The organism is Intestinibacter sp., from assembly GCF_051866655.1.
Taxonomy (GTDB): domain Bacteria; phylum Bacillota; class Clostridia; order Peptostreptococcales; family Peptostreptococcaceae; genus Intestinibacter.
The window spans coordinates 1-14585 of the sequence record NZ_JBJDXL010000373.1 but is presented as its reverse complement, the minus strand read 5'-3'; the positions used below and the strand labels follow the sequence as shown (position 1 = coordinate 14585).

The following is a 14585-nucleotide window of genomic DNA, read 5'->3' as shown; positions in this document are numbered from 1 at the left end:
GATCTGGCTTGATAAGGACACTACCTCAAAGAAAAACGATCTTGAAAATATTTTAAATAAATTTCAAAATAGAGAGGCAGATATACTTATAGGAACTCAGATGATAAGTAAGGGTCTTGACTTTAAGCATGTTACGTTGGTCGGGATATTGTCTGCAGATATGATGCTCAACTTTCCTGATTTTAAGAGCTTCGAAAATACATTCCAGCTTGTGACACAGGTATCTGGTAGAGCGGGAAGATCTGAAAAAGAAGGAAAAGTAATACTGCAGACCTATAGCAGTGAAAGTAGTGTGATAAAGCGAATAGTAGATTACGATTTTAAGGGATTTTATGAGGACGAGATAAAAATCAGAAAGCTGTTTAACTACACACCTTTTAACAATATGCTGAGTGTTGTAGTAAGTGGCAAAAGGGAGCTTCAGGTTAAGAAAAATATTTTTAATTTTTATAATACACTTGTATATCTTTTAAAAGAGCGCGGGATAAAGGATTTTAATTTTATATTAGGACCTAATCCATGTTCGATTTCGAGAATAAACTCTAATTATAGATGGCAAATATTATTTAAAGATGATAATATTGAAATAAATTTATTAAAGGGTATAATAAAATATATATGTATAACAAAAAGAGATATTGTATTTGAAAAAGAAGTTAACATATCAATAGATATTAATCCAAATAGTATTTTATAATGAATAGGAAATTTAAGATTTAGGAGGAAATGAAAATGGCGTTAAGACAAATAGTGCAAATAGGAGAACCAGTTTTAAGAAAGAAATCTAAAGTAGTTACAGAAGTAAACGATAAAATAAGACTATTACTAGACGATATGGCAGATACTATGTACCATGCTGACGGTGTTGGACTTGCAGCTCCACAAGTTGGAATTCTTAAGAGAATGGTAGTAATAGACATCGGAGAAGGGCTTATAGAGCTTATAAATCCAGAAATAATAGAAACAGAAGGTGAATATCTAGACAACGAAGGATGTTTAAGTGTTCCAGGAGAAAGTGGAGAAGTTGTAAGACCATATAGAGTAAAGGTCAAAGCTCAAAATAGAGATGGTGAATGGTTTGAAATAGAAGGTGAAGAATTATTAGCAAGAGCCTTCTGTCATGAAATAGATCATCTAGACGGAATATTATATGTAGACAAAGTTGTAAAATAGGAGTTGATTTATTTGAAAATATTATTTATGGGGACACCAGATATTGCTAGTGGGTGTCTTGAAAAGCTTATAAAAGAAAAATACGATGTAATAGGTGTAGTTACACAGCCAGATAAACAAGTTGGTAGAGGTAAAAAAATAGTTTTTTCTCCAGTTAAACAGGTAGCTATAGAAAATAATTTACCAGTATATCAACCAGAAAAAGCAAAGGAAGAGTCATTTGTAAATGAAATAAAGGACTTAAATCCAGATGTCATAGTAGTAGTAGCATATGGACAGCTTTTATCTAAAGAATTCCTGGATATACCAAAATATGGATGTGTAAATGTGCATGTATCACTACTTCCAAAATACAGAGGAGCAGCTCCTATTAACTGGGTAATAATAAACGGTGAAGAAAAAACAGGAGTTTCAACTATGTTTATGGATGAAGGTCTAGATTCAGGAGATATAATCCTACAAAGTGAATTCAAATTAGACGATGAAATCACAGCAGGAGAGCTTCACGACTGGATGACATTAGAGGGAAGTAAAGTACTTTGCGAGACTTTAGATTTAATAAAGGAAGGCAAAGCACCTAGAACACCTCAAAACCACGATGAGTTTTCTTATGCACCTATAATGGACAAAAATTTAGGTCATGTGGATTTCTCAAAAACTGCTAGAGAAATACACAATTTAGTAAGAGGAGTAAACCCATGGCCAAGTGCATATACTACTTATATGGATAAAAAAATGAAGATTTGGAAAACTAAAATACTAGATGAAAAAAGTACAAAGGAACCTGGTACGATACTTAAGGTAGATAAAGAAGGTATAAAAGTAAGTACTAAGGACAAAGTAATCTTAATAACAGAAATACAAATGCCAAACAAAAAGAGAATGGAAGTCAAAGAATTTATAAAAGGAAATTCTTTAGAAGAAGGAACTGTACTTCAATAATAAATATTATGATGTATAACAGGAAATAGGGAGGACGTAATTATGTACTATAGATATGATCCAACATATATAATATTAATTCCGGCTATAATACTTACTCTGTATGCTCAATTTAAAGTAAGCTCAACTACAAATAAGTATTTTAGAGTTCGCACGCAAAGAGGATATACAGGTGAACAAACTGCAAGAGAAATTTTAACTGCAAATGGAATTTACGACGTGAGAATTGAAATGATAGGTGGAACTTTAAGTGATCACTACGACCCTAGAAGTAGAGTTTTAAGACTATCGCAAGATGTATACAGAGGAACATCTATAACTTCTGTTGCTGTAGCAGCCCATGAATGTGGTCATGCTATTCAACATGCTAGAGGATATGCGCCGCTTACTATAAGAGGAGCTATAGTTCCTGTGGTTAATTTTGCTTCAAATGCATCTTGGATTTTAATAATGGTAGGCTTATTTATGTCATCTTTTAATTTCCTACTTAAAATAGGAATACTTCTATTTGCAGCTACAGTAGTATTCCAATTGGTGACTTTACCAGTTGAATTTAATGCTTCTAGTAGAGCTTTAGCTCAAATTGAAAGCTTAGGCATAGTAAGTCATGACGAAAGAAGAGAAAGCAAAAAAGTACTTAAGGCAGCAGCTTTGACTTATGTTGCAGCAGCAGCTACAGCAGTACTTCAATTATTACGATTAATTACAATTGCCAACAGAAGAGATGATTAGGCAAAAAATATGGTAATATAATAAGGGAGTGTTGCAGAGTGCGATTATCAAAAGTTTATTTTGTGACACGCCCTTAATTTGATTAAGGAGAAATTTTTTATGAAATCAAGAAATTTAGCTTATAAGGTTTTATTTGATATTGAAAAAAATCAAAACTACTCAAATATGGCTATAAATAAGCATTTTAAAGATTGTAATCTAGACAGTAGAGATAGAGGCTTTGCGACAGAAATCGTATACGGAGTTGTCGAAAACAAAATTTACCTAGATTATATAATAGATAAATTATCAAAAATAAAAACTAATAAATTAAATATAAAGGTAAAAATACTTCTTAGAATGGGAATATACCAAATTTTATTTTTAGATAGTGTATCAGATTACGCAGCAGTCAATGAAACTGTCAATCTAGTAAAAAAACTAGACAATAGATCTTCAGGATTTGTAAATGCAATCTTGAGAAATGTCATAAGACAAAAGGACACTATTAAAGAGGTAAAAATAAAAGATACGGTGGACAATTTATCTACTAAATATTCATATGACAAATGGATAATTAGAAATTGGATAAGCCATTTTGGAAGAGAATTCACAGAGGATTTACTTGAGGCAAATAGCGAGAAGCCAAGCCTATATTTAAGAGTAAATACTTTGAAGACGACTAGAGATGAATTGATAAAATTACTAGAAGAGCAAGAAGTAAATTGTGAGAAGGTTCCTTTCTTAGAAGAAGCAGTAAAAGTAAACAATCTTAAAAATATAGAAAACAACGAGCTATACAAAAAAGGATTTTTTACAGTACAAGATGTAAGCTCTATGTTAGTTGCTAAGGTATTAAATCCTAAAGAAGGTAGCCAGGTCCTAGATGTATGTAGTGCCCCAGGTGGAAAAACTACTCATATAGCTACACTTATGAACAATACAGGACATGTGGTATCTAGAGATATCTACGAGCACAAAATAAAATTAATACAAAGCTCAGTAAAACGCCTTGGATTAAAAAACGTAGATGTAGAATTATTTGATGCGACTAAATTAGATAAAGAGAGTGTAGATAAATTCGACTATGTGCTTGCAGATGTACCTTGTTCAGGTCTAGGAATAATAAGACGTAAGCCTGAGATCAAGTACAAACAAAAGGAAGAAGTCAAAGATATTCCTAAACTACAAAAAGCTATACTTCAAAATGCTTCTAAGTATGTAAAAGTAGGCGGAACTTTAATTTACAGTACATGCACAGTTCAAGACAATGAAAACATAGAAGTAGTAGAGAGCTTTTTACAAAGCAACAAGAGATTTGAATTCGACAAAATCGAAAATATAAATATAGATTTAGAAAATGAAGAAAAGGGCTATATAAAAATTTATCCAAATGTACACGGTATGGATGGATTCTTTATAGCTAAACTAAAGAGAGTAAGGTAGGTAAAAATATGGAAGATAAAAAAGTAGCCTTAAAAAACTTTACTGAAGAAGAATTAAAAGAATTTATGAAGGAAATAGGTGAAAAGCCATTTAGAGGAAGCCAGGTTTTCTCGTGGATATACAAGGGTGCTAGAACCTTCGATGACATGAAAAATATTCCTAAGACTTTAAGAGAAAAATTAGAAAAAGTTTCTTATATAGGTAACCTAGACACTGAATTGGTGTTAAAATCTAAAGTAGATAAGACAAAAAAATATTTATTTTTACTAAACGATGGTAATATAATAGAATCAGTAATGATGGAATATGAAGACAGAGTTACAGCATGCATATCTAATCAAGTAGGATGTAGAATGGGATGTAAATTCTGTGCATCTACTATGGATGGACTTATTAGGAATTTAGAGCCTTGGGAAATTTTAGATCAAATAATGAAAATTCAAGAGGACACAGGAAAGAGAGTTTCTAATTTAGTATTGATGGGAAGTGGAGAGCCACTAGATAACTTCGAAAATACTAAACAATTTTTAAAAATTGTAAACGAGAAAAATGGTCTCAATATAGGATATAGACATATAACTCTTTCTACTTGTGGACTAATACCAAAAATGTATGAATTAGCAGATTTAAATATACCTATTAATTTAGCATTATCTCTACATTCTCCTTTTGACGATAAGAGGGCTGAAATAATGCCAGTCGCAAAAAAATATAAAGTCAAAGATTTGATAAAGGCATGCCAAAACTATATAGATAAAACTAATAGAAGAGTAACTTTTGAATATTCTTTGATAAAAGGAGTAAATGATTCTAAAGTTGAATCTGATGAGCTAAGTAGACTTTTAAAGGGAATGTTATGCCATGTAAATTTAATTCCTATAAATAAAGTCGAGGAAAGGGACTTTGAAAGACCTGATAAAACTTATATTTATAAGTTTAGAGATGCTTTAGAAAAAAATAATATACCGACTACTGTAAGAATTTCTATGGGTTCTGATATAGGAGGAGCTTGTGGACAATTGAGAAGAAAGCACAAGTAGAAGAAGGGGGTAACAATATGATTTTTAGTTTGGCGTCGGATATAGGAAAGGTTAGAAAAAATAACGAAGATTTTATAGATGCGAAAATCATATGTAAAGATGATAACACAAAAATAGGGATATTTGCTTTAGCTGATGGAATGGGTGGCCATAATAAAGGTGAAGTCGCTAGTTTAATGGCAGTAAATAGTATAATAGATTTTTTATCTCAAAATTTATCTCAAGAAGGAAGTATAAAAATAGATTATTTTGATGATGTTATAAAACAAGCGTATAACTATGCAAATTGTAAAATATATGAAAAATCTAAAGAGGATGAAGCTTTTTATGGAATGGGAACTACTTTAGTTACTGTAGTAATCTACAACGACGATATGTATGTTGCAAATGTCGGTGATAGCAGATGCTATATACTTAGAGAAGATGATTTAAGACGTATAACAACAGATCACTCTGTAGTAGAGGATTTGGTCAAAATGCATATTATATCTGAAGAAGAAGCCATGACACATCCAATAAGAAATCATATAACTAGAGCAATGGGTACAGATGAAATGGTTATAGTAGATATATTTAGAGAAAAGTTACAAACAAACGATAAAATTTTACTAGCTACTGATGGACTTACAGGATATGTCGTAGATGATAAAATAAAAGAGCTTTTATCAAGTGACGACGATTTAGATAAAGTAGCACATAATTTAATAGACTTTGCAAATGATACTGCAGGAAAAGATAATGTATCTGTAATAGTAATTGAGAAGAGTTAGGATGGTGAGAATGTGGAAGAAACAATTTTAGGTAATAGATATCAAATTATTAGAAAAATAGGCGATGGAGGTATGGCTTTTGTATATCAAGCTAAAGATAAGCTTTTAAATAGAATCGTAGCTGTCAAGGTTTTAAGACCAGAGTTTGCAGATGATGAAGAATTTTTAGCTAAATTCAAAAGAGAAGCAGAAGCTGTTGCGAATATAACACATCCTAATATAGTAAATGTTTATGACGTAGGTCAAGAGGACAAAGTTCACTATATAGTAATGGAGTATGTAGATGGACAAAATTTAAAAGAGATAATAAAAAATGAAGGCGTTTTAGATGAATATACAGCCCTTGATATAACTAAGCAAATAGCTCAGGCTTTAAGTGCTGCACATAAAAAGGGAGTTATTCATAGAGATATAAAGCCACATAATATATTGATTTCGAATGAAGGTAGACAGGTTAAGGTTGCTGATTTTGGTATAGCTAAAGCCGTTTCAAATTCAACAATTACGAATATAGGAAGCATAATAGGTTCTGTGCATTATTTTTCTCCAGAACAAGCTAAAGGACAACCAGTAGCCAAAAATGCTGACTTATATTCACTAGGTATAGTGTTGTATGAGATGATAATAGGGAGAGTTCCGTTTAGAGGAGATAGTCCTATATCTATAGCACTTCAGCATATAAATGAAGATATTGAATTTACACAAGAGGAAAAAACTAGAATACCCCACAGTGTCAGAACTTTAATCAGTAAATTAACTGAGAAATCTCCAGAGGACAGATATCAAAGCGCAGAAGAAGTAATAGAAGATATAGAATACATAGAAAAAAATATAGACTTAGATTTTATAAAAGAGTACGATAATTATGTGACTCAAAAGATCGACCAAGATAAATTGATTGCTAAATCTAAGAATTATCATCCAAATAAAAATAAAAAATATTACGAAGAAAATTTAGAAGACTATGAAGAAGAAGACGATGATGATTACGATGACTATTACGAAGAAGAAAAGCCTAAAAAGAAATCTAGTAAAAGTAATGTAAAGAAAAAAAGCAAAAACAAAAAGAAATCAGGTAAAAAGGCAATAATTGGGTTACTAGCTGTAGTAGTAATTGTAGGTGCTTTATTTGCAGGTGCATCAGCGCTTAAGGGATTACTTGGTTCTACAGGAATTAACAATCAAGATCAAGTTGAATCATTTGATGTTCCTAATTTTGTTGGATTATCTATAGATGATGCTAATAAACAAGCAAATGATTTAGGACTTAATTTACAACAATCAGAAGAATACAGTGCAGATGTTGAAAAAGGTCGTATAATATCACAAACTCCACAAACTGGACAAGTTGAAAAAGGAGATACTATAAATGTAGTTGTCAGCTTAGGTGGAAAAGAAGCTACTGTTCCAAACTGTATAGGATTTAGTTATGAAAAAGCTAAAAAGCTTATAGAACAAAATAATTTAAAAGTAGGCTCTAGAAGCTATCAATATAGTGAATCTTATGAAGAAGGTGTTGTAATAACACAAAGTCCAGTATCAGGAACTAGTGGAGTTCTTGAAAATACAAGAATCGATTTAGTCATAAGTAAAGGTAAAAAACCTCAAGAAAATAATACAAATGACAACAACGACAGTAATAACCAAGATAATAATAGTAATAACAATAATACTGACAATAATAATAACAACAACAATAATAGTGGAGATAACACTGTCGATGATAGTAACGACACTGGCGACGATAGCCAAGATGAAGACAAAACTAAGGATGAAGGTAATAATGAATAAGTTTAATTTGTATAAAGGAATTAAATTATTTAAATATTTAGGAGGGCTTTAATGATAGAAGGTAGGATAATAAAAGGTATTGGAGGTTTTTACTACGTAGAAACAAAAAATGGTCTTTATGAGTGCAGAGCGAGAGGAATTTTTAGAAAAAACAAAATAACGCCTCTAGTTGGAGACCGCGTAAAAATTAGTATAGTAGATGAAGAAAATAAAAAGGGTGTAGTAGAGGAAATACAAAAGAGAGAAACAGAGCTTGTTAGACCTCCTATTGCCAATGTAAATAAGGCATTGATAGTCTTTGCTGTTAAAAATCCAACACCTCATTTATCTTTATTAGATAGATTTATAGTTCTTGCAGAGAGAGAAAATCTAGAAATTGTAATAGTACTTACAAAAATAGATTTAGACGACGACAATACTTTTGAAAAAATAAAAAATATCTACGAGCCTTGTGGATATAAAGTAATAGGCGTTAGTAATTTTGAAAAAATAAATATAGATAAGGTAAGAGAAGAGCTTAAAGATAATACAGTTGTGTTTGCAGGACCATCAGGAGTAGGAAAATCAAGCCTACTAAACGAAATAGACAGTAACTTCAAATTAAAAACAGGAGATGTAAGTGACAAAATAAAAAGAGGTAGACATACAACTCGACATGCAGAGCTGTTTGAATTAGAATTTGGAGGTCTTGTTGCGGATACTCCTGGGTTTAGTTCTTTGACACTTGACGATATAGAGGATATAGAGTTAAAGGAATATTTTATCGAATTTGAACAATACGACGACTGTAAATTTGGCTCAAAATGTATTCATCAAAATGAGCCGAATTGCGCAGTTAAAGAAGCAGTTGAAAATGGAGAAATTCCAAAAGAAAGATATGAAAGCTATATACAATTATTAAATGAAATAAGACAGGGGAAAAGGAGATATTAAAAAATGATTAAATTAGCACCTTCAATTTTATCAGCAGATTTTGCAAGATTATTAGAAGACGTAAAAAAAGTAGAAAAGGCAGGATGTGAGTATTTACACATAGATGTAATGGATGGACATTTTGTGCCAAATATCACACTAGGACCAGGAATAGTAAAATCACTTAGAAAGGATGTAGATATGGTATTTGATGCTCATCTTATGATAGAAAATCCAGACAACTATATAAAACAATTTGTAGATGCAGGATGTGATATTATAGTTGTACATCAAGAAGCATGTAGACATCTACACAGAACTATCCAAAATATAAAATCACATGGAATAAAAGCAGGGGTTGCTTTAAATCCTGCAACTCCAATAGACACTATAAAATACGTACTACAAGATGTAGATATGGTACTTTTAATGTCTGTAAATCCAGGATTTGGTGGACAATCATATATACCTGTAGTAACAGAAAAAATAAAAGAATTAAAAGCCTTAATAGATGAAATGGGACTTGATATAGATATAGAAGTAGATGGAGGAGTAAAACCATCAAATATATCTGAAGTAGTAAATGCTGGTGCTAATGTTATAGTAGCTGGCTCAGCTATATTTAATACTGATGATATAGACGAAGCTGTAAAATCACTTAGAGAAAATGCTAGTAAGTAAGGTGATTTGAAAATGAAAGTCTGTATAGTGCTAAATGGAACTGTAAATAATTATAAGTTGACAAAAGAAATAATTGAAAGAGAAAATTACGATTATATTATAGGAGCTGATGGAGGATGTAATCACTTAAATAATATGGGTATTTTACCTAATTATGTAATAGGTGATTTAGATTCTATAGATGAACAGCTTGTAAAGCATTATGAAGCTCACGATATAATATTTAAAAAATTCCCTACTCATAAGGATCAGACAGATTCAGAAATATGCGTTCATCTAGCTAAAAGTCTAGATGCCACACAGATAGATTTTATAGGTGCTTTAGGAGGACGTATGGATCATGCTTTAGCAAATATAGGTTTTATGTATCATGTATATGAGATGGGAGTAGAGCCTAGAATATTGACTAGCGAGGAAGAAATTTTTATAGTACACAACGACAAAAAGACTATAAAAGGCAAAAAGGGAGATACTATTTCTATAGTAGCTCTTAAAAAAGATGCATTAGGAGTTACTCTAGAGAAGTTGGAATATCCATTAGACAAGGCAAGGGTAACTTACCTATCACCTCTAGGCATATCAAATGTAATGCTAGAGGATGAGTGTACAATAACTGTTGAAGATGGTTATTTACTTGTTATTAGAAATTTAAATATATAAATTATTTAAAAAGGCAGTTTGAATTTACAGACTGTCTTTTTAATTTTTTCTCTTATATAATATTAGAACTTTTAAATCATATATAGAATAAAGTCTGAATAAAATTTATTATGTGAGGAGTGATTAACATGAGAATGGTAACTATCAAAATGCCAAAATGGATTTCAAACATAATTTTAAAATTTATGAAAAAGAATAAATAATATTTTAAAAGGATTTTTGCAATGAATATATGTTTCTTTGCAGGAGTCCTTTTTATATTTTTTGAGTAAATAGACTTTACATAAAAAAAATAAATGAAAAAAACTGTATATTGCATTTAATCGATTATTTAAATATATAAATGCTTGTAAATTCAAGAAAAATATATATAATTTGACAAAGATATGAAATTTTATAAGTTAAAAAATTATAATTGCGAGTAAAGATAAAGACTGAATATATAGAAAATGATGAGTATTGATATTTCTATTTATTTATTTTCATTTTGTGGTATAATATCATACGGGTTTATAAATAAATCAAAATAAAAAATTAAAGTTTTATAAAAAAATTATTTAAGGAGAGATTAAAATGGAAAAAAATAGAAAAAAACTTGGGCTAACTACGAGAATTTTTATTGCTCTTATTTTAGGGGCTATATTTGGAGTTATACTTTACTATCTAGTTCCAAAAGGAACTTTTAGAGACGATATTTTAATTAATGGTGTTTTTTATGTTTTAGGGGATGGTTTTTTAAGATTAATGCAAATGCTAGTAGTTCCATTAGTATTTTGTTCATTAATATGTGGTAGTGCTGCTATAGGTGATACTAAGACATTAGGCAAAGTCGGTGTAAAAACAATAGCATTTTACATGGCTACAACTGCTTTAGCTATAACTGTGGCATTATCAGTTGGTAAACTTATAAATCCTGGTATAGGACTTGACATAGCATCAGTTCAGCAGGCAGAGACAACAGTAGCTGAAGCTACTAGCTTTGCAGATACTATACTTAATATAATTCCTAAAAATCCTATTCAAGGTTTAGCAGAAGGAAATATGCTTCAAATAATAGTTTTCGCATTAATAGTAGGTATATTAATCGCAAAAATGGGAGAAAGAGCAGATTTACTATTAAAAGGATTTACTCAATTTAACGATTTAATGATGGAAATGACTGTACTTGTAATGAAGGTCGCTCCAGTAGGTGTATTTTGTCTAATATCTAAGAACTTTGCAAATATAGGATTTGATGCTTTCTTCCCTATGTTAAAATATATGTTTAGTGTTTTCCTAGCATTGGGAGTACAATGTTTTGTAGTTTATATGACATTCTTAAAAATAGGTACAGGTTTAAATCCTGTTAAATTTATAAAGAAATTCCTTCCAGTTATGGGATTTGCTTTTTCAACTGCGACATCAAATGCTACAATACCAATGTCTATAGATACATTGGATAAAAAAATGGGTGTTTCTAAGAAAATATCATCATTTACTATACCTCTAGGTGCTACTATAAATATGGATGGTACTGCTATAATGCAAGGTGTTGCCGTAGTATTCGTTGCACAAGCATTTGGAATAACTTTAACTCCAATGGATTATTTAACAGTAATTGCAACAGCTACACTTGCTTCAATAGGAACAGCTGGTGTACCAGGTGTGGGTCTTATAACTTTATCAATGGTATTTGCATCAGTAGGTCTTCCTGTAGAAGGTATAGCGCTTATAATGGGTATAGATCGTATATTAGATATGACTAGAACAGCAGTAAACATAACTGGAGATGCAGTTTGTACTACTATAGTTGCATATCAAAATAAAGACGTAGATGTAGATGTATTTAATAGTAAAGAAGAAAAAGAAGTAGAAATGGATACTCTAGTTTGCTAGTTTTATAATATATAGAAAATAAAAAGCTTTATGGAGCAGATTGCGAATTTGCACCATAAAGCTTTTTTAATTAAAATCAATAATTTTTGAAATTAAAAAAGGGATTATTGCACAATACATAGTATTTTGCAGTAATCCCTTAATTAATAATAATAAAATTATTAAGCTCTCTCAACTTTTCCTGAACGTAAACATCTTGTACAAACTTTAACTCTTTTTGGAGTTCCATCTTCTACAACTCTAACGTTTCTTAAGTTAGCAGACCAAGTTCTTTTATTATGTTTGTTTGAGTGTGATACTTGGTTTCCTGCAACTTTACCTTTACCACATACACAACATACTTTTGCCATCTTAGCACACCTCCTTAATCCATAATCTTTTAGACTGAAACATATTTATATTAACACAAACATTAATATTTTGCAAGACAAATATGATAATGATTTATTTCGTATTGAAGAATTTCGCATTATCATATAAAATTATATATATAAATTGTAATAATGTAAATATTAAAAATGAAAAATCATAAATTATTTTTTTTGAGCCTTTTATTTATTATAAAGATTTTGTGATAAAATCTTTAATTTATAATGATTTTATAGTATTATATACTAATGATTGATTATTTTAATATACTTTATTATCAATTTTAAAATAAATAATTAAAGAATCATGTAAATTTTACATAGTTTTTGTACAAAATAAAAGTAATAAAAAAATTAAAACTTAAGGGGGTTAAAAACCATGAGTGCAAAAGTAAATAATAAATATGGATGTATAGAAATAGATAAGCAAGTTATAGCTCAAATAGTATATAGAGCTGCTATGGAAAGCTACGGTTTAGTAGGCTTTTCTCAAAAAATAAAAGGAATAGTAGAATTACTAAAAGAAGGCAATATAGCAAAGGGTGTTAAAGTAACAGAATTAGAAAATAACACTATAGAAATTCAATTATTCGTTATAATGCAATACGGTATCAATATAGCTACAGTTGCAAATAACATAATAGAAAGAGTAAAATACTCTGTTGAAAATGACACTGGTATAAAGGTCAGCAAAATAGACGTAAATGTCCAAGGTATTCGAGTAAAGTAATTTAGGAGGAAAGAAATGATTCAATATATAGACGGAAAGCAATTAAGAGATATGTTTGTTTCTGGTGCAAATAATCTTAAAAATCATAAAGACATAGTAGACAAACTAAATGTATTTCCAGTTCCAGATGGAGATACAGGGACAAATATGTCTCTAACTATATCTTGTGCAATAAAAGAATTAAGCAAAGTAGAAAAGGATGATATAGGACAACTTGGAAAGGCTCTTTCTAAAGGTTCTTTAATGGGAGCGAGAGGAAATTCTGGCGTTATTTTATCACAAATAATAAGAGGTATAGCTAAATCTATAGAAGGCAAGGATCAGCTTTCTAGTATGGATATAGCTGAGGCTTTAAAGAATGGCTCTGATACAGCTTATAAGGCTGTAATAAAACCAGTAGAAGGAACTATACTTACAGTAGTAAGAGAAAGCTCTGAATACGCTTTAAAGGTTGCTGCTTTAGAAGACGATATAGTAGAATTTATGACACTTTTAGTAAAAGAAGCGAATAATTCATTAAATAGAACTCCAGAGCTATTACACGCTTTAAAAGAAGCTGGTGTTGTGGATTCTGGAGGTAAGGGATTAGTTTTAGTATATGAAGGTATGTTAAAATCACTAGAAGGCCAATTTATAGATAGTGAAGAAATTCAATCTGCTGAAGCTACTCCTATAAAAGTAGAAAACAAAATATCTACAGAAGATATCAAATATCAATACTGTACAGAATTTATACTTGAAACTGATAAAATATCTGACTTAAAAATGCGCGATATAATGATAAAATACGGTGATAGCTTAGTTGTTGTAGGAGATGAAGGTGTAATAAAGGTACATGTTCACACTAATACTCCAGGTACTGTTCTTCAAGAAGCTCTAGCATTTGGTCAATTATTGACAATAAAAATAGAAAACATGAAGCTACAACATGAAAATAAAGTAATACAAGATGCTCAAGATACTAAAGACGAAGTTCAAGAAGAAGCAAAGGAATTCGGCTTTATAGCAACTTCAATGGGTGAAGGCTTAGCTAAAATATTTAAAGATTTCGGCGTAGATCACATAATAGAAGGTGGTCAAACTATGAACCCAAGTACAGAGGATTTCATGAATGCAATCGACCAAATGAATGCAAACAACATAATTATACTACCAAACAACAGTAATATAATTATGGCTGCAAATCAAGCTAAAGATTTAAGCGACAAAAATATAATAGTAATACCTACAAAAAATGTATCTCAAGCATTTGCTGCATTAGTTAGCTTCGATGGAGATTTAACAATAGAAGAAAATGAAGCTAATATGTTAGAAGCCTTAACAACAGTAAAAAGTGGCCAAGTAACTTATGCTGTTAGAAACACAGTTATAAATGATGTTGAAGTAAAAGAAGGTAACATTATAGGCCTAGGTGAAGGAAAACTACTATCAGCAGGCGATGATGTAGACGATATAACTACAAAGCTTATAGAAAGCTTAGTAGATG

General features: G+C 30.5%; 15 protein-coding genes. 14 read left to right on the top strand and 1 reads right to left on the bottom strand.

Going from position 1 to position 14585, the window contains the following annotated elements; translation table 11 throughout:
* The 12 genes from ACI3VO_RS11095 to ACI3VO_RS11040 form a co-directional block, all read left to right on the top strand.
* Positions 1-697: helicase-related protein (locus ACI3VO_RS11095; RefSeq protein WP_439757978.1), on the top strand; the 697-nt coding region annotated here is incomplete at its 5' end.
* 35 nt (positions 698-732) lie between these two features.
* A complete protein-coding gene (def, locus tag ACI3VO_RS11090) occupies positions 733-1173 on the top strand; it encodes a peptide deformylase (RefSeq protein WP_439757977.1) in 441 nt (146 codons plus the stop codon).
* 12 nt (positions 1174-1185) lie between these two features.
* Complete coding sequence (gene fmt / locus ACI3VO_RS11085) at positions 1186-2115, top strand: methionyl-tRNA formyltransferase (RefSeq protein WP_439757976.1); 930 nt, start codon at positions 1186-1188, stop codon at positions 2113-2115.
* 42 nt (positions 2116-2157) lie between these two features.
* The gene (locus ACI3VO_RS11080) at positions 2158-2847 is read left to right on the top strand and encodes a zinc metallopeptidase (protein WP_439757975.1); all 690 of its coding nucleotides are present in this window, start codon (positions 2158-2160) and stop codon (positions 2845-2847) included.
* A 99-nt stretch (positions 2848-2946) separates the two neighbouring features.
* Positions 2947-4272 carry a 16S rRNA (cytosine(967)-C(5))-methyltransferase RsmB gene (gene rsmB, locus ACI3VO_RS11075; RefSeq protein ID WP_439757974.1) on the top strand — a complete coding sequence of 442 codons (1326 nt, stop codon included), beginning with the start codon at positions 2947-2949 and terminating at the stop codon, positions 4270-4272.
* Positions 4273-4280: 8 nt separating this feature from the next.
* Complete coding sequence (gene rlmN / locus ACI3VO_RS11070) at positions 4281-5312, top strand: 23S rRNA (adenine(2503)-C(2))-methyltransferase RlmN (RefSeq protein WP_439757973.1); 1032 nt, start codon at positions 4281-4283, stop codon at positions 5310-5312.
* A 17-nt stretch (positions 5313-5329) separates the two neighbouring features.
* Positions 5330-6082, top strand: a complete 753-nt coding sequence (locus ACI3VO_RS11065) for a Stp1/IreP family PP2C-type Ser/Thr phosphatase (protein WP_439757972.1) — start codon at positions 5330-5332, stop codon at positions 6080-6082.
* Positions 6083-6094: 12 nt separating this feature from the next.
* Complete coding sequence (gene pknB, locus ACI3VO_RS11060) at positions 6095-7873, top strand: Stk1 family PASTA domain-containing Ser/Thr kinase (RefSeq protein ID WP_439757971.1); 1779 nt, start codon at positions 6095-6097, stop codon at positions 7871-7873.
* A 51-nt stretch (positions 7874-7924) separates the two neighbouring features.
* On the top strand, positions 7925-8806 hold the full coding sequence (gene rsgA / locus ACI3VO_RS11055) for a ribosome small subunit-dependent GTPase A (protein WP_439757970.1): 882 nt from the start codon (positions 7925-7927) through the stop codon (positions 8804-8806).
* 3 nt (positions 8807-8809) lie between these two features.
* Positions 8810-9466: a ribulose-phosphate 3-epimerase gene (rpe, locus tag ACI3VO_RS11050; RefSeq protein ID WP_439757969.1), complete on the top strand. Its 657-nt coding sequence runs from the start codon at positions 8810-8812 to the stop codon at positions 9464-9466.
* A 12-nt stretch (positions 9467-9478) separates the two neighbouring features.
* Entirely contained in the window at positions 9479-10126 is a 648-nt protein-coding gene (locus ACI3VO_RS11045; protein WP_439757968.1) for a thiamine diphosphokinase, read from the top strand.
* A 573-nt stretch (positions 10127-10699) separates the two neighbouring features.
* Entirely contained in the window at positions 10700-12001 is a 1302-nt protein-coding gene (locus ACI3VO_RS11040; RefSeq protein WP_439757967.1) for a dicarboxylate/amino acid:cation symporter, read from the top strand.
* A gap of 161 nt (positions 12002-12162) precedes the next feature.
* Here the strand turns inward: ACI3VO_RS11040 and rpmB are convergent, their stop codons facing one another.
* Positions 12163-12351 (bottom strand): 50S ribosomal protein L28, encoded by a 189-nt coding sequence (rpmB, locus tag ACI3VO_RS11035; protein WP_290687078.1) that lies wholly within the window; start codon positions 12349-12351, stop codon positions 12163-12165.
* 397 nt (positions 12352-12748) lie between these two features.
* Here rpmB and ACI3VO_RS11030 point away from each other — a divergent pair, with 397 nt between their 5' ends.
* Together ACI3VO_RS11030 and ACI3VO_RS11025 are read left to right on the top strand one after the other, a co-directional pair.
* Positions 12749-13099 (top strand): Asp23/Gls24 family envelope stress response protein, encoded by a 351-nt coding sequence (locus tag ACI3VO_RS11030; RefSeq protein WP_320625723.1) that lies wholly within the window; start codon positions 12749-12751, stop codon positions 13097-13099.
* A gap of 15 nt (positions 13100-13114) precedes the next feature.
* Positions 13115-14585, top strand: a 1471-nt coding sequence (locus ACI3VO_RS11025) for a DAK2 domain-containing protein (RefSeq protein ID WP_439757966.1), incomplete at its 3' end; no start/stop codon positions are given.